The 23,511-nt window shown below is 64.0% G+C and carries 16 protein-coding genes; 10 read left to right on the top strand and 6 right to left on the bottom strand.

Annotated features, from left to right (window positions below; genetic code table 11):
* Positions 1–12: 12 nt before the first annotated feature.
* Genes DL238_RS07905 through DL238_RS07895 form a run of 3 tightly spaced genes read left to right on the top strand, consistent with a single transcriptional unit; the run spans position 13 to position 3,403 of the window.
* On the top strand, positions 13–1,332 hold the full coding sequence (locus tag DL238_RS07905; RefSeq protein WP_115491758.1) for an AAA family ATPase: 1,320 nt from the start codon (positions 13–15) through the stop codon (positions 1,330–1,332).
* A gap of 59 nt (positions 1,333–1,391) precedes the next feature.
* Entirely contained in the window at positions 1,392–2,363 is a 972-nt protein-coding gene (locus DL238_RS07900; protein ID WP_115491757.1) for a type II secretion system F family protein, read from the top strand.
* On the top strand, positions 2,363–3,403 hold the full coding sequence (locus DL238_RS07895) for a type II secretion system F family protein (RefSeq protein WP_115491756.1): 1,041 nt from the start codon (positions 2,363–2,365) through the stop codon (positions 3,401–3,403). The genes DL238_RS07900 and DL238_RS07895 overlap by 1 nt, the downstream gene beginning before the upstream one ends.
* Before the next feature lie 39 nt (positions 3,404–3,442).
* Here DL238_RS07895 and mtnP read toward each other — a convergent pair whose 3' ends face one another.
* The 4 genes from mtnP to DL238_RS07875 form a co-directional block, all read right to left on the bottom strand.
* On the bottom strand, positions 3,443–4,312 hold the full coding sequence (gene mtnP / locus DL238_RS07890; RefSeq protein ID WP_115491755.1) for an S-methyl-5'-thioadenosine phosphorylase: 870 nt from the start codon (positions 4,310–4,312) through the stop codon (positions 3,443–3,445).
* Entirely contained in the window at positions 4,309–5,196 is an 888-nt protein-coding gene (locus DL238_RS07885) for a crotonase/enoyl-CoA hydratase family protein (RefSeq protein WP_115491754.1), read from the bottom strand. Before DL238_RS07885 ends, mtnP begins: the two co-directional genes overlap by 4 nt.
* Positions 5,197–5,519: 323 nt before the next feature.
* Entirely contained in the window at positions 5,520–6,305 is a 786-nt protein-coding gene (locus DL238_RS07880; RefSeq protein ID WP_115491753.1) for an SDR family NAD(P)-dependent oxidoreductase, read from the bottom strand.
* A gap of 133 nt (positions 6,306–6,438) precedes the next feature.
* Positions 6,439–7,611: an acetyl-CoA C-acetyltransferase gene (locus tag DL238_RS07875; RefSeq protein WP_115491752.1), complete on the bottom strand. Its 1,173-nt coding sequence runs from the start codon at positions 7,609–7,611 to the stop codon at positions 6,439–6,441.
* Positions 7,612–7,747: 136 nt separating this feature from the next.
* Here DL238_RS07875 and DL238_RS07870 point away from each other — a divergent pair, with 136 nt between their 5' ends.
* From DL238_RS07870 to DL238_RS07860, 3 genes are read left to right on the top strand one after another with little or no spacing between them, the layout of a single operon-like run.
* Positions 7,748–8,491 carry a 2OG-Fe(II) oxygenase gene (locus DL238_RS07870; protein WP_115491751.1) on the top strand — a complete coding sequence of 248 codons (744 nt, stop codon included), beginning with the start codon at positions 7,748–7,750 and terminating at the stop codon, positions 8,489–8,491.
* Positions 8,491–10,170: a 2OG-Fe(II) oxygenase family protein gene (locus DL238_RS07865; protein WP_115491750.1), complete on the top strand. Its 1,680-nt coding sequence runs from the start codon at positions 8,491–8,493 to the stop codon at positions 10,168–10,170. The genes DL238_RS07870 and DL238_RS07865 overlap by 1 nt, the downstream gene beginning before the upstream one ends.
* A gap of 55 nt (positions 10,171–10,225) precedes the next feature.
* Positions 10,226–11,134: a class I SAM-dependent methyltransferase gene (locus tag DL238_RS07860; RefSeq protein ID WP_115491749.1), complete on the top strand. Its 909-nt coding sequence runs from the start codon at positions 10,226–10,228 to the stop codon at positions 11,132–11,134.
* A gap of 263 nt (positions 11,135–11,397) precedes the next feature.
* Here DL238_RS07860 and DL238_RS07855 read toward each other — a convergent pair whose 3' ends face one another.
* Complete coding sequence (locus DL238_RS07855; RefSeq protein ID WP_115491748.1) at positions 11,398–14,325, bottom strand: TonB-dependent receptor plug domain-containing protein; 2,928 nt, start codon at positions 14,323–14,325, stop codon at positions 11,398–11,400.
* Between the two features lie 250 nt (positions 14,326–14,575).
* Here DL238_RS07855 and DL238_RS07850 point away from each other — a divergent pair, with 250 nt between their 5' ends.
* From DL238_RS07850 to DL238_RS07840, 3 genes are all read left to right on the top strand, one after another.
* On the top strand, positions 14,576–15,136 hold the full coding sequence (locus DL238_RS07850) for a hypothetical protein (protein WP_115491747.1): 561 nt from the start codon (positions 14,576–14,578) through the stop codon (positions 15,134–15,136).
* Positions 15,137–15,423: 287 nt separating this feature from the next.
* Positions 15,424–18,624: a TonB-dependent receptor domain-containing protein gene (locus tag DL238_RS07845; RefSeq protein ID WP_234031012.1), complete on the top strand. Its 3,201-nt coding sequence runs from the start codon at positions 15,424–15,426 to the stop codon at positions 18,622–18,624.
* Positions 18,625–18,721: 97 nt separating this feature from the next.
* Complete coding sequence (locus DL238_RS07840) at positions 18,722–19,690, top strand: prolyl hydroxylase family protein (protein ID WP_181883863.1); 969 nt, start codon at positions 18,722–18,724, stop codon at positions 19,688–19,690.
* A gap of 54 nt (positions 19,691–19,744) precedes the next feature.
* On the opposite strand, the gene clpB is transcribed toward DL238_RS07840, so the two are convergent.
* Positions 19,745–22,324, bottom strand: a complete 2,580-nt coding sequence (gene clpB / locus DL238_RS07835) for an ATP-dependent chaperone ClpB (protein WP_115491745.1) — start codon at positions 22,322–22,324, stop codon at positions 19,745–19,747.
* A gap of 195 nt (positions 22,325–22,519) precedes the next feature.
* Here clpB and DL238_RS07830 point away from each other — a divergent pair, with 195 nt between their 5' ends.
* On the top strand, positions 22,520–23,506 hold the full coding sequence (locus DL238_RS07830) for a hypothetical protein (RefSeq protein WP_115491744.1): 987 nt from the start codon (positions 22,520–22,522) through the stop codon (positions 23,504–23,506).
* Positions 23,507–23,511: the final 5 nt, after the last annotated feature.

The following is a 23,511-nucleotide window of genomic DNA, read 5'->3' as shown; positions in this document are numbered from 1 at the left end:
CGAGGAAGCACGATGAACGCACCGTGGAATTCAGGCATGTCCGGCAACCGCGATCCCTTCGCCGCATTCATCTGCGACGATACCGCGCTCGATACCTTGCGACCGGTGGTCGCCGAGCTCGGCTGGGCACCCGAAAAATGCGCCAAGGGGGGTTTGCGTAACGCGATCCAGAGCCTTTCGGTCACGTCGAGCCCCAATATCCTGGTCGTCGACCTGTCCGAATGCAGCGACCCGCTGACCGAGATCAACGCCCTCGCCGAAGTCTGCGAGCCGGGCACCGTCGTGATCGCGGTCGGCCAGGTGAACGACGTACGCCTGTATCGCGATCTGCTCGCGAGCGGGATTCACGACTATCTGCTCAAGCCGCTTGCCACGGGTCAGGTGCGCGACGCGCTCAACGAGGCACAGACGGTCTTCAGTGCGCCCAAGCCCATCGATAGCCAGGCCGCCAAGCGTCACATCTCGACCGCAGTTGTCGGCACGCGCGGTGGCGCGGGTGCCTCGACCGTGGCGACTTCGCTCGGATGGCTGTTCAGCGACGAGCAGAAGCTTCCGACCGCACTGCTCGACCTCGACGTGCATTTCGGCACGGGTGCACTCACGCTCGACCTGGAGCCTGGACGCGGCCTGACCGATGCGATCGACAATCCCAGCCGGATCGACGGCCTGTTCATCGAACGCGCCATGATCCGCGCGAACGACAATCTGGCGGTCCTTTCCGCCGAAGCGCCGATCAACTCTCCATTGATGACCGATGGCGCCGCCTTCGTGCAGCTGGAGGAGGAATTCCGCCAGTCGTTCGAAATCACGGTGATCGACATGCCGCGCAACATGCTGATCAACTTCCCCCAGCTTCTGGCGGACGTGAACATCATCACCCTGGTGTGCGAATTCACCCTCGCTTCCGCGCGCGACTCGATCCGCATCCTGAGCTGGCTCAAGACCTATGCTCCGCATGCGCAGACGCTGATCGTCGCCAACAAGGCGCAGAGTGCCCAGGTCGAAATCAGCCGCGCCGATTACGAAGCCTCGATCGAGCGCAAGGTCGACTTCGTGCTCCCCTACGATGCCAAGGCCGCCACCCAGGCAGCCAAGCTGGGCCAAGCGTTCGTCGAAGCCAACAAGACCAGCAAGGTGACGAGCCAGCTGCGCAATGTCGTCGACCGCATCCTTTCGACCGGCGACGAGGCGGTGGAATCGGACGAACCTAAGAGCAAGAAGTCACTGATCGGATCGCTCGACCTCAAGGCCCTTCTGTCGACTTCGAAGAAGGCGAAGCCCGCAGATGCGAAGAAGGGCAAGACGAAGGGGGCAGCGAAAGCCGACGCCTGACGGCGCGCGCCCTCAACAGGGCTGCGTTGCACCACGGCTGCCGGCATTTGACGGCGACAATGGACTTCTTCCAGATATTCATCATCATGCTCGGCCTGATGGCGACACTCGCGCTCTTCTACGCGAGCTATGCCGGGCCCTCGACACGCAAGCAGCTGCAACGGCGGCTGAGCGGCGTGCGCTACCGGCATTCGGAAAGCCACGACGCCAAAGTCGAATCGCAGATGAAGAAGGCGATGGCGGCCCGCAAACCGAAGGTCCACAAGGCTGCAGGATCGGGCTCGCGTGCAGAGGCGCTGGCGATGCGCCTTCAGCGCACCGGCAAGAACTGGTCGGTGAGCCAGTATCTCTACGTAACGCTCACGCTGGTCCTGATCGTCAGCGTAATCGTATACTTCCAGACAGGTGCTCTCGCGCTTGCCGCGATCGCCGGCTTGCTGATCGGGGCCGGGCTGCCGCACCTCGTCGTCGGTTTCTTCATCAAACGCCGTTCGGCACAGTTCACCGCACGCTTCGCCGATGCGATCGACCTGCTGGTGCGCGGCCTTCGTTCGGGCCTTCCGGTAACCGAGACGCTGGCGGTGGTCGCGCAGGAAATTCCGGGCCCGGTCGGCGTGGAGTTCAAGGGCATCATCGAACGGATCAAGATCGGTCGATCGATGGAGGAAGCGATGCAGGTCAGTGCCGATCGCCTCGACATGGCAGAATTCAACTTCTTTTGCATCACCCTGGCCATCCAGCGCGAGACGGGCGGCAACCTGGCGGAAACGCTGTCCAACCTCTCCGACGTGCTGCGCAAGCGCGCGCAGATGAAGCTCAAGATCAAGGCGATGAGTTCAGAATCGAAGGCCTCGGCCTATATCGTGGGCTCGCTGCCGTTTATCGTCTTCGCGATGATCTGGTGGATCAATCCCAATTACATCGGCACCTTCTTCACTGATGAGCGCCTCATCGTGATCGGTCTCGGCGGCCTCGGCTGGATGGGTATCGGCGTCTTCATCATGGCCAAGATGGTGAGCTTCGAGATCTGATGCCGATCGACGCCGCCCCAACGCTCGTTCTCGCCCCCGCCCTGCTATTCGGCGCGCCGGCCAGCGGTCCCACGCTGCTCGGCGTGGACGTGGTTCTCGTCGCGACCGTGCTTGCCGGTGTCGCCGCAATGTCCGTCATGCTGGCGATCTATGCCGCGGTCACCGTGCGCGATCCGATGGCCAAGCGGATCAAGGCGCTCAACGCCCGGCGCGACGAGTTGAAGGCCGGGATCGTCAAGGAGCACGGGCGCAAGCGCAAGAGCCTGGTGCGGCGCACGCAGAAGACCGACAAGGTCAAGTCGACCCTGACCAACTTCAACGTTCTGCAGGCCAGCCAGGTCGAGCAGGTGCAGCAGAAGCTCGCGCATGCGGGCATCCGCAACAAGGAATATGCGGTCTACGTCATCGGCGCGCGGGCAATCCTGCCCATCGTGCTCGGCATTGTCGCATTCTACGTCTTCTATCTTTCGGACGCCTTCACCGAGTGGGGCAATTTCAAGCGCCTGGGCGCGCTCTCCGCCGCGGTATTCCTCGGCTACAAGGGCCCCGAACTCTACATCGCGAACAAGGCGAAGAAGCGCACCGACGCCATCCGCAAGGGTCTGCCCGACGCGCTCGACCTGCTGGTCATCTGCGCCGAGGCCGGCCTGACGATCGACACCGCGTTCAACCGTGTCGCCAAGGAACTGGGCCGCGCCTATCCCGAACTGGCCGACGAATTCCTGCTCACCTCGATCGAGCTGTCGTTCCTCAACGACCGTAAGACCGCGTTCGACAATCTCGCCTACCGGGTCGATCTGGAAGCGGTGAAGGGCGTTGTCACGACGCTGGTGCAGACCGAACGCTACGGCACGCCGCTCGCCTCGGCACTGCGCGTGCTCTCAGCCGAGTTCCGCAACGAGCGGATGATGCGTGCCGAGGAAAAGGCCGCGCGCCTGCCCGCGATCATGACCATCCCGCTGATCCTGTTCATCCTGCCGGTGCTGTTCATCGTCATTCTCGGCCCCGCAGGCTGCTCGATCAGCGATGCGCTGATGTAGCAAGCCGGGGGTGCCATCGCGCCCCCGGCCCCGAGCGCCCTAGCCCAGCACTCTTCCGGCGACTGCGTCGAGCTTCGCCATCAGCGCCTTGTCCCGCATCTCGGGCGCAGTGATGATCGCATGCTCGAGCGCGGTATCGACCGGGCTCGGCGCGCGCGTGTCGGGCAGCGTCGCGACCAGTTCGTCCAGCATCGCACGGGCACGATCAGCATTGCCCTTGAGCACGGAGAGGATGTCGAACGCCTCGACCCCGGCTTCTTCATCGCGCCAGCTGTCGTAGTCGGTGACCATGCCGAGCATCGCGTAGGGCAGCTCCGCCTCGCGGGCGAGCCGCGCCTCGGGCATGCCGGTCATCCCGATCACGTCGCCGCCCCAGCCGCGATACATGCGGCTTTCGGCGCGGGTCGAGAACTGCGGGCCTTCCATGGCGATATAGGTTCCGCCCCGATGGACAGTCGAACCGCTCGCCTTGGCCGCGCCCGCGACCAGTGCGCTGAGCCGCGGGCAGATCGGATCGGCCAGGCTGACATGCGCGACCAGCCCTTCTCCGAAGAAGCTCTGTACGCGCCCGCTGGTGCGGTCGATGAACTGGTCGACCGCCACGAAATGCGTCGGGGCCATTTCCTCGCGCAGCGATCCGATGGCGCTGATAGCGACCAGGTCGGTCACGCCGCAGCGCTTCATCACGTCGATATTGGCGCGGTAATTGACCGTGTCGGGCGATTTCGCATGCCCCGCCCCATGCCGCGCCATGAAGCTCAGCCGCACGTTGCCGATGGTGCCGGTGGTCACCGGGCCCGAGGGTTCGCCGAAGGGCGAGGCAACCTCGATCTGCTGCTGGCCTTCCAGTTCGATGCCTTCGTAAAGGCCCGAGCCCCCAAGGACTCCGATGTGCCAAGCTTCACTCATTTGTATTCGGGCTCCTGCCACCAGGGATAGAAATCGGGCATGTCGGTGCTGACCTTGCCGGTGAATTCGGGGGGCCGCTTCTCGAGGAAGCTGGCGATGCCTTCCTTTGCATCGGGCCCGCGCGAGAGACGGTAGATCGCGCGGCTGTCGATCCGGTGCGCCTTCATCGGGTGATCCTCGGCCGAAAGCCGCCATAGCATCGCGCGAGTCATCGCGACCGACAGCGGCGCGGCGTTCTCGGCGATCTCGTTCGCCAGCGTGCGCGCAGCGTCCATCAGCTCGCCTTGTGGGTGGACCGAGCGGACCAGCCCCGCCTCGAGCGCTGCACGCGCATCGAAGAGCCGCCCCGTCATGCACCATTCGAGCGCTTTCGACATGCCGACGAGACGCGGGAGGAACCAGCTGGAGCACGCCTCCGGCGTGATCCCGCGCTTCGCGAAGACGAAGCCGAAGCGCGCATTGTCCGAACACAGCCGCATGTCGAAGGGCAGCTGCATCGTCGCACCGACGCCGACCGCCACGCCGTTGCACGCGCCGATCAGCGGCTTTTGCGAATTGAACAGCCGCAGGACGAGCCGCCCGCCGCCATCGCGCACGAGCGGATCGGACAGGTCGTCGACCGTGGCCGGGTCGGAAAAGACGTGCTTGTCCGTGCCATCCGGGTTCTTCGGCGGGGTCAGGTCGGCCCCGGCGCAAAAGGCTCGCTCGCCCTCTCCCGTCACGATCACCGCGCGCACCGCATCGTCCCCATCGGTGATGTCGATCGCTTCGATGATCTCGTCGCGCATCTGGTGCGTGAAGGCGTTCATCTTCTCCGGGCGATGGAGCGTGATCGTGGCGACGGGGCCGTCGATCGCGAGCTTGATCTGGGTGAAGTCAGGCATCCCGGCAATCTCCTCGCTGACACACCTGACACAGTGTTCTGGGAGAGAAAACCGCCGGGGGCGCGCCCGTACCGGATTGGTTGCGTTGCTCGGTTTGCGCGCAGGCGATCATCGCGCGGCGATAGAGCATGGCGGGCGAGGTAGGAAAGGGTGGCGGTGCGGCCAGATCCTCCCCGTTTTCACGCAGTGCAAACGGGAGGTGGGCGACGCCGGAGGCGTCGGTCGGAGGGGAAGGTCGGCGAAGCGATACCCCTCCACCGCCGACCTCCGGCCGGCGGTCCCCCTCCCCGTTTCTCCTCACGGAGAAACGGGGAGGATATTGCTCAACGCGGCGCCATGCGGATCGCACCGTCGAGGCGGACGTCCTCACCATTGAAGTAGGTGTTCTCCAGCATCACCATCGCCAGCTTGGCGTATTCTTCCGGCTTGCCGAGGCGCTTGGGGAACGGGACCGAGGCGTTGAGAGCTTCGATCGCCTTTTCGGGCAGACCCATCAGCAGCGGGGTGTGGAAGATGCCGGGCAGGATCGTGTTCACCCGGATGCCCTCGCCCATCAGGTCGCGCGCGATCGGCAGGGTCATGCCGACGACGCCGCCCTTCGAGGCCGAGTAAGCCGCCTGGCCGATCTGGCCGTCTTCGGCGGCAACCGATGCGGTGTTCACGATCGCGCCGCGCTCGCCGTCGTCGTTCAGCGGGTCGAGCGTCAGCATGCCCGCCGCCGCATGCGCGATGCAGCGGAAGGTGCCCACGAGGTTCACCTGGATCACGAAGTCGAACGCGGCGAGCGGGAAGTGCTTGATGCTGCCGTCTTCCTTGGAGCGGCTGGCGGTCTTGATCGCGTTGCCGATCCCGGCGCAGTTGACGAGAATGCGCTCCTGCCCGTGCGCTTCGCGCGCCTTGGCGAAGGCCGCGGCGACCTCTTCCTCGCTGGTCACGTTGACCTTGCAGAAGGTGCCGCCGAGTTCCTTGGCGACCTTCTCGCCCTCGTCTTCCTTCATGTCGAAGATCGCGACCTTCGCGCCCTTCGCGGCGATAGCGCGCGCGGTGGCAAGGCCGAGGCCGGAGGCGCCACCGGTGACGACTGCTGGGGTGTTTGCGGAAATTTCCATTCTATCTCTCCTGATGTCTTGTCCCGCTCGCCCTGAGCTTGTCGAAGGGCCGTCCTTCTTCGCGCGCAAGGCACAGCAAAGTGCGGTGCTTCGACAGGCTCAGACCGAGCGAGTTTGAACCGTTCGAATCGACTTACAAGGCCTCGATAATCGTCACGTTGGCGACGCCGCCGCCTTCGCACATCGTCTGCAGGCCGTACTTCTTGCCGCGCGCATGCAGCGCGTGGACCAGCGTTGCCATCAGCTTGGTCCCGCTCGCGCCGAGCGGGTGGCCGAGCGCGATTGCGCCGCCGTTGACGTTGAGCTTCTCCGGGTCCGCACCGGTGTGTTTCAGCCACGCCATCGGCACGGGCGCGAACGCCTCGTTGACCTCGTAGAGATCGATGTCGTCGATGCTCAGACCCGCCTTCTTAAGCGCCTTGTCGGTCGCGAACAGCGGTTCTTCCAGCATGATGACCGGGTCGCCCGCGGTCACCGTCATGTCGACGATCCGCGCCAGCGGGGTGAGGCCGTGCTCCTTGAGCATCGCTTCCGAGACGATCAGCGCCGCGCTCGACCCGTCGCAGATCTGGCTGGCGAGCGCAGCGGAGATGCGGCCGTCGGGGCTGAGCAGCTTGACGCCCGCGATCCCTTCGAGGCTGGCATCGAAGCGGATCCCCTCGTCCACCGTGTGCATCTCCTCGCCGTCTTCGGTCTGGATCGGGATGGGCACGATTTCGCTGTCGAAGGCGCCCGCCTTGGTGGCGGCGGCGGCTTTCTCGTGGCTGGCGAACGCGAAGCGGTCCATCTCGTCCTTCGAGATGTCGTGCTTCTTGGCCACCATCTCGGCGCCCATGAACTGGCTCCACTGGACGCCCGGATATTTCTCCTCGAGTCCCGGCGACTTATAATTGCCCAGCCCTTCCTTCATGTGGAACATCGCGGAAGAGCCCATCGGCACGCGGGTCATGCTCTCCACCCCGCTGGCGATCACGGCGTCCTGCGTGCCGCTCATCACCGCCTGTGCGGCGAACTGGATCGCCTGTTGCGAGGAGCCGCACTGCCGGTCGATCGTGACCGCGGGCGTGCCCTCGCCCAAATGCTTGGACGCGAGCACCGCGTTGCGCCCCACCTGCATCGCCTGCTGGCCCGCCTGACTGACGCAGCCCATGATGACGTCGTCCACCGCCTTGGGATCGATCCCCGTACGCTCGATCAGCGCGTCGAGCGTCTGCGCGGCCAGATCCACCGGATGCACGTCCGCCAGCTTGCCGCCGCGCTTGCCCCCGGCGGTCCGCACCGCCTCCACGATATACGCATCTGCCATTCTGTCTCTCTCCCGATCTCTGTTTTAACCCGAGTTTCGTTTCGCAACCGAAGTGGCGGGCACGCGCGAGAGTGTCAAGCGCCCACCACAGCGTGCGGCTTGCCTCCAAAACCGACCAGCGCCTAAGAGGGCTGCGATGGCAAAAACGCTCTTCGAACTGAACCCGGATCTCGACCGCGCAGCGCTCGCGAACCGTTTCGCGCAAAGCGGCAGAGTGCAGATCCGCGACGTGCTCACACGCGAGGCGGCAGAGGAAATCCAGGCGATCCTGATGCAGGCGACGCCCTGGGGTATGGCGGTGCGCGCGGGGGACAGCCCCGACACGCCGCCACGCGGCTTCTCCAACGCGGAGATCGCCGCGCCCGGCGGCGCGGATCAGGTCAACCGCATGGCCAATGCCGCCGCCCAGGCAAGCGCACGCGGCGATTACGGCTTCCGCTACGCGCAGTTCTCGCTCGTCGAAGCGGTGCAGAAAGGCTGGAACCCCGGCGGCCCGCACGAATTGCTGCTCGAACATCTCAACGCCCCCGCAATGATGGACCTGGTGCGCGAAGTGACCGGCTTCGACGATCTTGCCAGCGCCGACGGTCAGGCGACGATGTTCGCTCCGCAGCATTACCTTGGCAGGCATAGCGACAGCCACGTGGCCGAAGGCTGGAAGGTCGCCTACGTCCTCAACTTCGCGCGCGAGGACTGGCACCCCGACTGGGGCGGCTACCTGCTGTTCCTGGACGAGGACGGCGATGTGGTCGAAGGTTTCCGTCCGCGGTTCAACGCGCTCAACATGTTCGCGGTGCCGCAGAGCCATCTGGTCAGTTTCGTCCCACCCTTCGCGCCTCCTGGCCGCCTGGCGATCACCGGCTGGTTCCGCGACCGCTGATGGCCACGCCCCCCCGTCCCCTTCCCCGCGATTGGCACGAGCGCGCGATCGCTGCCGAGCGGGGTGGATCGCCGCAGGAGGCGGAACGGATCATAACCGAGGCGCTGGGCGCTTATCCACGCGAGCACGAGTTGCACAACAGCGCGGGCAATATCGCTCTGCGACGCGGCGACCACGCGCTCGCGGCGCAACGTTTCGGCGACGCGCTGCGGCTTGCGCCCAGCCACCTGCCCTATGCGATCAACCAGGCGATCGCACAGACCGAATCCGGACACCCCAGCGACGCGGTGGGAACCCTCGCGCAGTATGAGACGGCGGGTTCGCGCGATCCGCGCTACTGCTCGACCCGCGCCAATGCTGCGAGGCTGGCTGGCGATCTGGTGGAGGCTTCACGCTGGTACGACCGCGCGCTCGACCTGAAGGCGGACAGTCCGCGCGCCCTTGCGGGCCGCGCCCGCGTCGCCCTCGAACGTTGCGAGGCCGATGCGCTGGTTCGGATCGACCTCGCGCTGCGTCATGATCCCGGCAATCCCCACCTGTGGCTGGCAAAGGCGCAGGCGCTCGACATCAATGGCGATCGGAACGGTGCGCTCACGGTCACCCGGCAGATCGTGGACCAGGCCCCGGCGTGGCGGCCCGGTCTCGATTTTCTGACACAGTTGCGTCGCTCCGAGGGGGACGACGACTTTGCGAGCCACTACGTCGAGGCTGGCGGGCGCACACCGCAGAATCCCAATATCCCCGCCGCGCATATCGCCGCCCTCGCGGCGGCAGAGCTCTTCAACGAGGCAGCCGAGTGGGCATCCCACGCACAGGCCCGGTTCGCGAATGTCGAGCACTTCGTCATGCTCGAAGCCACTTTCGCCAGCGCCGCAGGCGAGGACGCACAGGCCGAACGGGCCTTCGCTCGCCTGAGCGAAGATACGCTCGATCGCGCAATTCACGAGGCGCGACACGCCCTGCGCACCGAGCAATGGGGCACAGCTCAGCAGTGGCTCGATCGCGCCTTGCGCCACGAGCCGATGTATGTTCGCACTTGGGCGCTCATCGGCATTCTGTGGCGGGTCACGCGGGATGAACGCGCGGACTGGCTGCACGGCCAAGAGGGCTTGGTACGTCTAATGCCCCTGGCCGATGCCGAGGAGGTCGTCGCACCGGCGCTGGACCGGTTGCGCGCGATACACGAGCATTCCGCCTTCCCGTACGACCAGTCGCTGCGCGGCGGCACCCAGACGCGGGGCCGACTTTTCGACCGGACCGAGCCCGAACTGGCCGCGCTGCGCAGTGCGATCATCGCCACGCTCGAAGATTATCGGGAAGGACTTCCTCCTGTGGACTCCACCCATCCGCTGCTGCGCTACCGGGCCTCGCCCTGGTCGCTTGCGGGATCGTGGTCCGTCCAGCTGCACGCGCGCGGCGACCACCACGCCTCGCACATCCATCCGCAGGGCGTGCTCTCGTCGGCTCTTTATCTCCACCTCCCGGAGGGTCAGGACAAAGGCCAGGGCGCGCTCGAGCTCGGTCGGCCACCCAAGGATCTGCGGCTCGACCTGCCGCCGATCCACGTGATTGAGCCGCGCGCCGGATACTGCGCCCTGTTTCCCAGCACGCTCTACCACGGCACGACCCCCTTCGCCGCAGGGACGCGCCTGACCGTGGCATTTGATGTTCTGGCTTAAGCGCGACATAGTGCGCTGAGGGCCGCATAACATAGCGATAATCGGAGGGGGTCCGATGAACGCGACGAACGACGCCTGGAATGAATTCTGGGCAAGGCAACGCGCTGGCAGGGGTGTCGGGTGCCTGCCGGCACGATGGGGATCGGTTTTCGCAGTGCTCGAAGGGCATTGGCGGTCACTGGCACTGGACCTAGCGCCAGCAGCGAAGGTCCTCGACTTGGCGACCGGCGATGCACGCGTGCTCCACTGGTTGGGCCTGGCCAATCCTCAGCTCGAGCGCACCGGAATAGACCTCTGCCCGAACCTGCCCCAGGGACCTCCGGGCATCGACATTCGCGCGGGTGTGGCGATGGAACGGCTCCCATTTGAAGATTTGGCCTTCGATGCCATCGTCAGCCAGTTCGGCGTTGAATATGGCGACACGGCCAGGGTCGCAGCCGAGGTGGCGCGCGTGGCGCGCGACGATGCGCGGATCGCGTTTATCGTGCACCGCGGCGACGGCGCTATCCTAGAGCACAATGTTGCGCGGGCAGAACAGATCGCGTGGCTGCTCGACGAACTCGATCTGATCGAACGGACCAAGGCGCATCTTGCGCGGGAGAACCGACCATGGCCGGCGGCGGTCCGGACCGTGGCCGAGGTCGTGCGCGAAGGGAGGGCCCGCTTTGGCGAGCACTCCGCCGGCTGGGAAATTCCCGAAGCCGTGCGTCGCTCGCTCATCATGGGCGCCGAGGCAGGTGACAGCATCGAAGGTGTGTGCGCCCTGCTCGACAATATCGCTGCGCAGGCCTGCAACGAGCGTGACCGGATCGCTTCCCTCAAACGAGCCAGCGCAACCGCCGATGCGCGCGACACCTTTCTCGGGGCGTTCGCAAGCTGTGGCCTCACGCTCGTGTCAGGCGAAACCCTGAAGGATGCGGCAGGACGCGTCTTCGCAGAGATGCTCCGCTTCAAACGCGGATAATTGCAAAGGGCCCTCAGCATCGGGAGCGACGGGTGGTTGCTGTCGACAGACAGATGGCCGCACCAATCGGGCCGTTCTACCGGGTCGGACGACCGATTGAGTACTCGCGAGAAAACAAGGCCTGCGCCGTCCGGCTGCCTGAGCAGCGTATGGCGGCGACCGCCCCTCCTCCGAATGCGGCCATTTCCAGACAGGTAGCACAAACAAAAACGGCGGGCTCGTGAGAGCCCGCCGTCCTTGCGGTTGATCAACCGTAATCGCGACTAGAACTTGAGCAGCGCGCTCACGAAGAAATCGCGGCCCAGCACGTCGTAGGTGCTCGGGAAGGTGTTCGCCTGCTCTTGGTTTGCACCCAGCAGCAGGCTGTTCGGGTCGTTGATGACGTTGCCGGCAGCATCGTACACCGGCGTCCCGGGCAACGTGTCGAACAGGTTGTTGACACCCACGTTGAACGTCAGCTTCTCGCTCGCTGCGAAGGAGAACGTCAGGTCGACCAGATCGTAGGCATCGATCGACTCGTCGGGACGACCTTCGTCCTCCACGCCCGAGAGGTGACGCCAGCGGATCGAGGTGGTCACCGGGCCATCGACGAACGAGGCACGCGAAGTCCACTTGTACTCCGGCGTCGGCTCGCCGCACTGGCTCGCGAAGTAGCCCGCACATTCGATTTCGACCGAAGGGTCACCAGCGTCCGGCTTCGTCAGGGCGCTGTCATACCACGTGCCGACGAAAGAGAGGTTCAGACGCTGCTCATTGGTGTCGGTGAAGAGCGAGAACGGAACTGCCATCCCGTAGGACACTTCGAGGTCGACACCCGAAACGCTGAACTCGGCGATGTTCAGACCACGCTGGATGGGCGGGCTGACACGGGTGTAGGCACCCTGCGCATCGCGCGGCACGTTGACGTTGTCACAACGCGGATCGCTGAGATCCTGTGCCTGTTCGAAGCAGAGCGAGAACAACTGATCGAGCGTGAGCACGCTGATCGCATCCTCGATGGTGATGTTGAAGTAGTCGGCCGTGATCGTCAGACCCGGAATGAACCGCGGCTGGAAAACGACACCGGCGGTGTAGCTTTCCGACGTTTCTTCCGCGAGATCCGGGTTACCACCAACCACGGTCTGGATCTGCGCGTCGGGCTGCACCAGCGACTGCTCACCCTGGAACAGGTTTGCCGCCGGGACACCCTGCGCCACGCAGAGTGCCTGAATGGTGGCGTTACCGGCATTATTCTCATCCGCGCAAGGATCGACCGCCTGCGGGAAGTTGACCGCATCGCCTTGGAAGAGTTCCGCCACGTTCGGTGCACGGGTCGCCTTCTGGTACTGGCCACGCAAGATAATGTCCGGGATCGGCTGGAATTCCACGCCACCGGCGTAGGTCCACACACCGCCGACCGCGTCGAGCGAGTAATCCGAGTAACGAGCGGCACCATTCAGTTCCAGACGCGCGCTACCGAACTGGATCGGCACGTTGAGCTCGGCGAAAAGCTCGCGAACGTCGTAACCGCCCGAAGTCGGCTGACCGGCGTTGAAGCCCTGCACGTCGCCCGACGCAAGGAACGTGTCCGGGTTATAGCTGGCGGCAACCTTGCGGTATTCGCCACCGAACGCGAAGCCGATCGGATCGGATTGCGCACCGATCGCGAAGTCCCCGAACGTACCCGAAAGCACACCACTCGCGACCTGGATGCTCGAGGTTTCGCCATTCGTCGAATTGACACTGAACGAATCGACCATAGCCGGGGTGAGAGTGTTGGCACCAAAGATGTTGATCGGGTCGGCAGTGCCGAGATTGCCGGTCAAACCGTCGATGAAGCGCGAGGTAGAAGCGTTACCCTGCTGCGACTGCTGGTTATTGGTGCGAGCATACATGTAGTATGCGTCGTAATTCAGGAAACTGCCGAGCGGACCACGAGCGCCGCCGAGCACACGGAAGGCGTTACGTTCGTCGAGGTTGTTGCGGCCACCCGTTTCGAGCAGACGGCGACGAACCTGAACGCTGACTGCGCCGTCACCAGCCTGGTCACCGGTTTCGGCTGCGTCGAGCGCATTTAGCTGCGCGACCGTAGCTGCGTCGAGGAACTGCGAGACCCGCGCGATCGGCAGATCGATGTTCACGAGGATCGGCGTCGCGGCGAGTTCCGAAGCCACGCGGTTGTTAACGAAAGTGGCTTCGGTGTAGACTTCGTGACCGTCCCCGATCTCGTAGTCTGCGTAGCCACCCAGCAGGTAGCGTTCCTGCGGAAGCTGCAGGTAGTTGACCGGCGCATAGTTGTAGGCGTCGGTTGCCGCGTTGTAATTGCGCAGCGAACCCGGCGTACCGAAGATGCCCAGACCGTTTGCGCCGAAGGCGGTAGCCTCAACCGCCGCGTCGGGAGCGTTCCCCTGATAGGTAAGGCGTGTTTCAGGCGGAAGCGAGGAACCACCCTGCACCAGCGTGCCGGCGTTGTTCAGGCCGCCGAGTGCGAAGAACGAGAAGTCGCGATCGCCCTGGAAGATCGATTCACGGTTGAAGTACTCGGCGAAGACGGTTGCGTTGCCGCGGCCGTCGGCGAATTCCGTACCGATCGCGCCGTGAACTTCGTAGCGCGCACCGTCGCCGCGATTGGTGATCGAATACTGGCCGCCGACTTCGGCACCCACGACATCGCGCAGGCGGAAGTTGACGACGCCGGCCAGCGCGTCCGAACCGTAGACGGCGGACGCACCGCCGGTCACCACGTCAACGGAGTCGAGCAGGAAGCTGGGGATCGTGTTGAGGTCGACGATCTGGTTGGTGTCGTACGACAGGTAACGACGGCCGTTGACCAGCACCAGCGTGCGGGTCGAGCCGAGGCCGCGCAGATTCAGCGTGGCGGCACCGTTGCCGGGGTTGTTCGAGAACGACGTCGTGCCCGGCACGACCTGCGGAAGCGTGTTGATCACGTTTTCGACGTTGACCGTACCCGACAGTTCGAACTCTTCTGAGTTAACGACTGCGATGGGGGCAGCGGTCTCGATGTTGCGACGCGCAATGCGCGAACCCGTAACGACGATCAGGCCTTCATCGGTAGTCGCGTTCTCCGCGTCCGGCGTCGCTTCGAGCGCCGGCTCGTCCGGCGTCCCCTGCGCCATCGCGGGCGTCGCAACCATAGCACCGGCCATGATGGTACCGGTGAGCAAGGCCGCCTTGTTAAAACGGTTGGTCATTAAGATCCCTTTCCTAAGGAAATGTGCCTCAAGCGCACACGAATTGATCGGTTATTACGCCGATTGAGGGTTGCTTAAGTCAGCGCCCCTTGCCCTTTCAAGCGTCGGCACGTGCACACCACGACCTTCGAGAAACGCCTGTGACTTTTCAGTGACAGTCCGCAATGCCGCGCTGCAGGCTAGCGCCGACGCCGCGCTTTCTGATATCGGGCCATCCCGTCGGCCATCGAAACAGCATGGAATTTCCCTTATGACCAATGCCCTGGACACACTGGCAGCTTCCTTGCGGAACGCTGCACTCGCCTGCCTGCTCGGCGCAGCGGCCGGCCCGGCACTTGCGCAGGAACCCGATGGAGGGAAAGCGGCGCCCGGCTACCTCGAACGCCTTTCCGAGTGTCGGCAGATCGCCGACTCGGGCCAACGTCTTGCATGCTACGATCGCGAGGTCGGTGCAGTCGTCGCGGCGAGCGAACAGGGGGACGTACGGATCGTCGATCGCGAAGACGTCCGGCAGACGAAGCGCAGACTCTTCGGCTTCTCGATACCCGACAACCTGTTCGGCGGCCGCGACGACGACGACGACGAGAAGATGGACACGCTCCAGACAACCATCACCCAGGTCCGCACATCGGGCCGGCGCGGCTTCCTCATCACGACGGCCGAAGGTTCGGTGTGGCGCATCACGAGCGCGCCGATGCGGCTCGCCCCTCCGAAGGCCGGGCAGAGCGTCGAGTTCAAGACGGCATCGCTGGGCTCTTACTTTATTCGGATTAACGGACAACTCGGGGTCAAGGGCGTGCGCGTCGAGTAGGACTTGCCGGCAGGGCACGACAGGCGAGAGCCACGAAGCAACAGGGGCCGCGTCGCAGCGCGATTCAGCCAAAACCCGGCGCCACTCGATCCGTTTCGCAGGCCTGTCACCCCGTTGTTGCACAACTGCAACATTCGGCCACAAAGCCTGCAAAGCCACGCCTTTTCATTTGCGCGGGCACGTCGCCTTGAGCATGGCCGAAGGTAACCAAAATGGGGCTGCCCTTTTTGGAAAATTGCGTCACATTCCGCCGGGTTGCAGCCGGCTCTTTCTTGGGGGAAAGATCAATGAAAACCATGTTTACCACCGTCGCAGGACGCCGGAGTGCGCTTTACGCCACCGCGGGTGTCGCTGCCCTTGCCCTGACGGCACCCGCCTTTGCCCAGACGTCGGAAACTCCCGGCCCGGCAGCAGCCGAAGATGCAGAGGCGTCGCCTGCAGAGCCCACCGGCCAGATCATCACCGTTACCGGCTCGCGCATCGCCCGTCCGAACCTCGACTCTCAGGTTCCCGTGACGATCCTCGAAGGTGAGCAGATCTTCAATCAGGCCAACATCAATGTGGGCGACGCCCTCAACGATCTGCCGCAGCTGCGCAGCACGTTCGGTCAGACGAACGCTGGTCGCTTCCTCGGCACCACCGGCCTGAACCTTCTCGACCTTCGTGGTCTCGGCACCGCGCGGACCCTGACCCTGGTCAATGGTCGCCGCCACGTGCCCTCGGACATCCTGTCGAACGGTACGTCGACCGACGTCAACACCATCCCGACCGACCTGATCGAGCGGGTCGACGTCGTGACCGGCGGTAACTCCGCGATTTACGGTTCCGACGCCATCGCCGGGGTCGTCAACTTCATCCTGAAGAGCGACTACGAAGGCATCCAGCTGCGTGGTCGTACCAGTCTCAATTACGAGGGCACGTTCCCTTCGTATTACATTTCTGGCTTGGCCGGCACGAATTTCGCCGATGGTCGCGGCAATGTCACGGTTCATGGCGAATATTCGAACCAGCAGCGCGTCTACGGCTCGGATGTGTCGTTCCTGCGCCAGAACAACGCTTTCGCCACCGTGGACATCGATGGCCCGGGCCTGACCAACGGTAGCGATGGCATCCCGGACAGCGTGTTCTTCCGCGACCTGCGTTCACGCAGCATCTATTTCAACACGCTTGTTCCGATTTCGAGGTTCGAAGCCGACGTTCCCGACAGCCAGATCGGGGTTAACGGCGTTGCCTATAACGACATCCTGCTGTTCGACGCCAACGGCAACATCATCGCCGAAAATGCAGACGGCCTGGTCGGCACGGGCCCGATCGGTACGGCGATCGGCGGCAACGGGCAGACCGGCCGCGAAGCAACCTTGCTGAGCGTGCTGCCGGATCAAGAGCGCTACAACATCAATCTCCTGGCAAACTACGAGATTGCGCCAGCATTCGTGCCCTTCATCGAAGCCAAGTACACCAAGATCAAGACCCAGGGCCAGCAGTCTTCGCCGGCCTTCCTTCAGGGGCAATTCCTCACCTTTGGTGATTCTCGCGAAGCGCCGCGTCTCGACAACCCGTTCCTGAGCCCGGCGGCCCGCGCCACCATCGCCCAGGCGCTTCTCGATTCGGGGCGTCGTGGCTCCCTCACTCGGGGAACGTCCAGGACGCTTACGGCAGCTGATCGCGCAGCAATCGCGGATGGTTCGTTCCGTTTCGACATCTCGCGCTTCCTTCTCGACCTGGGCAACCGCGACGAGCGTTCAGAACGTGACGTCTACCGCATCGTCGGCGGTGTCCGTGGCGATTTCATGGACGGCTGGCAGTACGAACTGGCCGTGAACTACGGCAAGGTCGAGGAAGCGACCGATATCCTCGGGAATATTCTTCCGCAGCGCTTCCTGCTGGCGTTCGATGCCGCCCGCGATCCTACGACTGGTCAGATCGTCTGCCGTTCGCAGATCGATCCGTCAGCGGCAGTTGCCTATGACGACCCGGATTCGCTCGCCGAAGAAATCGCAAACTGCGTGCCTTACAACCCGTTCGGCGCAGCCGACAACTCGGCAGCTGGCGATTATGTCGTTGAGGAGACCACCTCGAACGCTACTCTCGAGCAGTTCGTTGTCTCGGGCTTCGTTTCCGGCAACACGGGCGGCTTCTTCGAACTGCCCGGTGGCCCGATCGGCTTTGCGGTCGGCGGTGAATATCGGCGCGAGGAGCTGTTCTATCAGGCAGACCCGCTCGTCGAAAACGGCCGGACGTTCTATAACGCTCTGCCGACCTTCGCTCCCGATCCCTTCGAAGTGAAGGAAGCGTATGGCGAAGTTCGTCTGCCGATCCTCGCCGATATGCCCTTCTTCGAAGAGCTGACCGTCAGCGGCGCTGCGCGCGTGTCCGATTACGGCGGCGCGGTTGGTACCACCTGGGCGTATAACGGTGGTGTGGAATGGGCTCCGGTCAGCGACATTCGCTTCCGCGCTCAGTACGGTCGGTCGGTCCGCGCCCCGAACCTGACGGAAACTGCGTTCCCGCTTTCCCAGAACTTCGCTCCTGGTTTCCAGGATCCGTGCCGTGCGCAGAATATCGGTGCCGGCTCTCAATTCCGTGCGGCCAACTGCCAAGCGGACCTGGGTCCGGATCTCCTCGCTTCGATTGCGACGCTCCCCAACTACTCGCTGGAATTCCAGAGCGGCAGCAACCCAGACCTGACCGAGGAAACGTCCGATTCCTACACGATCGGTGCGGTGTTCCAGCCGCGCTTCGTCCCGGGGCTGTCGGTCACCGTCGACTATTTCGACATTACGGTGAACAACGTGATCTCCGCGCCGAGCGCACAGACCGTGGTCAATACCTGCTACGACCTGCCGGATCTGGACAACCAGTTCTGTGATGCGTTCGAGCGGTATCGTGGCGCGGGCCTGGGCCCGAGCCAGGAAGTCCCGGGTCAGATTCTCGATAATGATGCCATCATCGCGGGCTTCAACTTCGCGAAGCGCACGGTGAGTGGGATCGATACCGAGATTTCGTATGTCACGGAGCTTTCACCCAACGTCGGCATCGCGACGCGGTTCATCTACACCCACCTGTTCAACCGGAGCAATTTCGAGGATCTTACCAATCCCGACTTCGAAAACCGCATCCTGAGCGAACTGGGCGACCCGCAGGACGAGTTCCGCTGGAACATCGATTTCGACTTTGGCGATGTGACGGTAGGCTATGAAATGCAGTTCATCGGCGAAATGCTTCGCGGCTCGTATGAAGACGTTAACGGCCTTCAGGATCGCGCGCCCCAGAACCTGGATTTCGCGGACATCATTGAATATGATGCGCAATTCTACCACGATGCGCGTGTCGAAATTAACGTGGACGACATGTTCGATTTCGACCTTGGTGTAGACAACATTCTCAACACCAATCCGCCGCTCGATCTCACCGGCATCGGCGGTGGCAGTGCCATCTATCCGGTCCGCGGCCGGGTGTTCTACGCAGGTGTTCGCGCCGAGTTCTAAGCTCGAGGCAACAACCTGACGTCGAAAAAGAGGGATCGGGCTGCAAAGCCCGGTCCCTTCTTTTTTGGGGATCATATGATAGGTGCAGCTCATGGGATTGGCCGAAGACGTCAGGCATCTGACTGATAGTGAACAGCTGGATCGCGCCGTCACAGCGCTTCGCAGCCAGCTAGCCGAAGGCAATGGCGAGGCGGCTTTCATCCTCGCATACTGGCGTGTCGAGGGTATCTCGATCCGGCGCGATCTCGATGAAGCGACCGCGCTTTTCCGGCGTGCAGTCGAACTGGGCTACGAAGCAGCCCGCGGGCCCCTCGCAGCAATGCTCGCCCACGGCTATGGGCAATCACGACGCGACTGGCAGGGCGCCCTGCAGCAATTGGCGAGCTATCGCGAACCCACTGCTACGCGGCATGCCAGGCTGATCGATGCGATGCAGCTCGATCCTGAAGGGAATCCGGGACGCTCCTTTTCGCCCGAAATATTGTGCCGCGATCCATTGGTGTTAGTGTTCCGCGAATTCCTCACGCGGCGCGAGTGCAAGTCGCTTGTCGAACTGGCCTCCCCCGCCTTGAGGCGGTCGCAAGTCGTCCACCCCCAGACCGGACAACTCGTTGACGATCCGATCCGCAATTCCTCGTCTGCAGCTTTCACGCTGACAGAGGAGACGCCCTTTCTGCATGCGATCAACAGAAGGATCGCCGCGGCATCTCGATCGCGTCCAGAACAGGGCGAGCCCACGCAGGTTCTGAGCTACGAAGCCGGCCAGGAGTACAAGCTCCATCACGATGCACTGCCCGGCGAGCAAAACCAGCGAATTCAGACCTTCCTCATCTATCTGAACGAGGATTACGAGGGGGGGGAAATACACTTCCCCACGCCGAATCTGCGGTTCCGGGGCAATACGGGCGACGCGCTCTGCTTCTCCAATGTCTCGGCAAACATGCAACCGGCGCGCAATGCGGCACACGCCGGATTGCCGGTCGTCGCAGGACGCAAGATCATCCTTTCGAAATGGATACGCCGGTCGCCGCTGGATCTAACGGGGCCTGCGGGCCTGCCGTACTGAGCCGGCAACCGGCCGGTCCCGGCGCCCCTGTGACGCCGAGACCCCCTGCAAGGTTCAATCGAGCGTGATCGCAAGCTGACCGTCGCCCTCGTCGATCTTCACCGTGCTGCCATCGGGCACTTCGCCTTGCAGCAGCCGCTCGGCCAGCGGGTCCTGCACATAGCGCTGCACCGCACGCTTGAGCGGCCTTGCACCATAGACCGGATCGTAGCCGACCCGCCCCAACCAGCGCTTGGCCGCCTCGGTCAGCTCCAGCTCGATCTTGCGATCGGCAAGCAGCTTCTGCACCCGCGCGACCTGCAATTCGACGATCGGCGCCATGTCCGCCTGGCTCAGGCGGTGGAACAGGATGATCTCGTCCAGCCGGTTGAGGAATTCGGGGCGGAAATGCCCGCGCACCACGTCCATCACCTGCGGCTCGACATCGCTGACCTGCTGGTCGTCGGTCATGTTCGACAGGTACTGGCTGCCGAGGTTCGACGTCAGGATGATGAGCGTGTTGGAGAAGTCCACCACCCTGCCCTGCCCATCGGTCAGGCGTCCGTCGTCAAGCACCTGCAGAAGCACGTTGAAGACGTCTGAGTGCGCCTTCTCGACCTCGTCGAACAGCACGACCTGATAGGGCCTGCGCCGCACGCTCTCGGTCAGCACGCCGCCTTCCTCGTAGCCGACATAGCCCGGAGGCGCGCCGATCAGCCGCGCGACCGCGTGCTTCTCCATGAACTCGCTCATGTCGATGCGGACCATTGCGTTGTCGTCGTCGAACAGGAACGAGGCGAGCGCCTTGGTCAGCTCAGTCTTGCCGACGCCGGTGGGTCCGAGGAACAGGAAGCTGCCGAGCGGGCGGCCCGGGTCCTTGAGGCCCGCACGCGCGCGGCGCACGGCCTTGGAGACCGCCTCGACCGCAGCGGTCTGGCCGATCACGCGCTTGCCCAGCACCTCTTCCATCTTGAGTAGCTTCTCGCGCTCGCCTTCCAGCATCCGGTCGACCGGAATGCCGGTCCAGCGCGCGACGACGCCCGCGATATCCTCTTCGGTCACTTCCTCGCGCAGCAGCGCGTTGGCGGTGTGGCCGGCGGCATCTTCCAGCTTCTTCTCGAGCTCCGGAATGCGCCCGTATTGCAGCTCGCCCGCCTTGGCGAGGTCGCCCGCGCGCTGCGCCTGCTCAAGCTCCAGCCGCGCCGCGTCGAGGTCTTCCTTGATCCGCGCCTCGGCGTGGATCTTGTCGCGCTCGCCCTGCCAGCGCGTGGTCAGTTCGGACGAGCGCTGTTCGAGATTGGCGAGGTCTTCGCGCAGGTTCTCGAGCCGTTCCACGCTGGCCTCGTCGCTTTCCTTGGCGAGTGCCTGCTCCTCGATCTTGAGCTGGATGATCCGCCGGTCGAGCTGCTCGATCTCCTCGGGTTTGCTCTCCACCTCCATGCGGATGCGGCTGGCGGCCTCGTCCATCAGGTCGATCGCCTTGTCGGGCAGGAAGCGGTTCTGGATGTAGCGGTTGGAAAGCTGCGCGGCGGCGACGATCGCGCCATCGGTGATCCGCACGCCATGGTGCAGCTCGTACTTCTCCTTGATTCCCCGCAGGATCGAGATCGTGTCCTCGACGCTCGGCTCGTCGATATAGACCGACTGGAAACGCCGCTGCAGCGCCGGGTCTTTTTCGACATATTTCTGGTATTCGTCGAGCGTGGTCGCGCCGATGCAGTGCAGCTCGCCGCGGCTGAGTGCGGGCTTGAGCAGGTTGGACGCATCCATGCTGCCTTCCGAGGCCCCCGCCCCGATCAGCGTGTGCATCTCGTCGATGAACAGGATGATCTGTCCATCCGATCCCTTCACCTCGTCGAGCACGGCCTTCAGCCGCTCCTCGAACTCGCCGCGATATTTCGCGCCCGCGATCAGCGCGCCCATGTCGAGTGCCATCAGCGTGCGGTTCTTCAGGCTGTCGGGAACGTCGCCATTGGCGATCCGCAGCGCGAGCCCTTCGGCGATCGCGGTCTTGCCGGTGCCCGGCTCGCCGATCAGCGCGGGGTTGTTCTTGGTCCGGCGGGCGAGTATCTGGATCGTCCGGCGGATTTCCTCGTCGCGGCCGATCACCGGGTCGAGCTTGCCGTCGCGCGCGGCCTGCGTCAGGTCGCGGGCGTAGCGCTGCATGGCATCATAAGCCTGTTCGGCATTCGCGGTGTCCGCCGTGCGCCCGCCGCGCAAATCCGCGATCGCACGCTCCAGCGCCTTGGCATCGACGCCTGCATCGGCCAGCACGCCGCCCGCCTTGGTGTTGGATGCGAGCGCGAGCGCGACCAGCAGCCGCTCGACCGTGACGAAGCTGTCGCCCGACTTGTCGGCGATCTGCTGTGCGGAATCGAGCACGCGGACCGTGTCGTTGTCGAGCCCGGGGCTTTGCTGCGCGCCGCCGCCGGTCACCGCCGGGATGCGGCCCAATTCGTCATCGACCCGCTGTTCGGCCTTCACCGGATCGCCGCCCGCGCGCTGGACCAGCCCCGACGCCATGCCCTCGCTGTCGTCGAGCAGCACCTTGAGCACGTGGAGCGGCGTGATCCGCTGGTGGTTGAGCCGGATCGCGGTGGTCTGCGCGGATTGCAGGAAGCCCTTCGCGCGGTCGGTAAATTGTTCGAGGTTCATCTGACGTCCCCTTCTGCCACTTGGATGCAGAAATAATGTTGCTTCCTTGCAACGTAAGGGGCGTGTGCGAATTTTTGCATCTTCGATGGACGATCACGTATCGCACCGGGACGAAACGCGACGAACGGCGCATGCCATTGACAAGCAAGGGGTCGGCGCGCACGGCGTGCCGACAGGTTTGGGAGCCAATTGCCCGTGAAGGATCGGTTCAGGCAGGTCTCCGCCTTTCTCGATAGACATCGCAAGATCATCGGGTGGGCGTGGACCGTGCTCATCATCGCGGTCATCGCGCGCCAGCTGTACAATTTCGGCCTGCGCGACGTGCTCGGCGAGTTGCCCGACGAGGCGATGTTCTTCGTCCTCTACATTTTCGGCTTCGTCGTCGGACCTGTGGCGGAACGCCTGGCCTTCAAGGTGATCTGGCCGAAAGCCGGCCCGGCAGGCTGGTACGCGCTGTTGCGCAAGCGCGCGCTCAACGCGGTCGTGCTGGGCTATTCGGGTGACGTGTGGTTCGCCATGTGGGCGCGCGAAAGCCTGAAGCTGCGGGCCGCCCAGGCATTTCACGGGGTCAAGGATTCGACGATCCTCGGGGGGATCGCCTCCGCCATCTTCACCGTCGTGCTCGTCGCAAGTTTCGCGGTGCGCGGCGAGGACGCGCTGATCGCGCGGATCATCGGGCGCACCGAAGGGCCGTTGATCGCGATGGTGCTGGTGGCGATCATCGGCACCGCCGCGATCATCATCTTCCGCCGGTCAGTCTTCGGAGTGAGCTTCGCGCGCGGGCTGGGCGTGTTCGCAATCCACATGGGACGGGTGGCGATGACCAACCTGTTCCTCGTGCTGCAATACGCAGTCGTGCTGCCCTTCGTGCCGTTCGAGACCTGGCTGCTGTTCATCACCGTGCAAATGCTGGTCCAGCAATTGCCGCTGATCCCCAACCGCGACCTGGTGTTTCTGGTCGTGGCGATGGAGATCACCCGCGGCATGGGTGTCGACGAGACATCGCTGAGCGCGCTGCTGGTCGCGACCACGCTGCTCCGCCAGATCGGGAACACCGCGCTGCTGATCGCGACTACCGTGCTCGCACCGAGATTCGCGCCCGAGATAGCCGATAGGCCGGGGTCGGACTGGGCGCAGAAGCTTGCTAGTGAAAATGAAAGAGCCGGGCAGCCGGCCGAATAACTCCA

Source organism: Alteriqipengyuania lutimaris (genome assembly GCF_003363135.1).
In the GTDB taxonomy this organism is placed as follows: Bacteria; Pseudomonadota; Alphaproteobacteria; order Sphingomonadales; family Sphingomonadaceae; genus Alteriqipengyuania; species Alteriqipengyuania lutimaris.
Note: the sequence above shows the minus strand (reverse complement) of the source record. Positions and strands in the feature narration are given on the sequence as shown.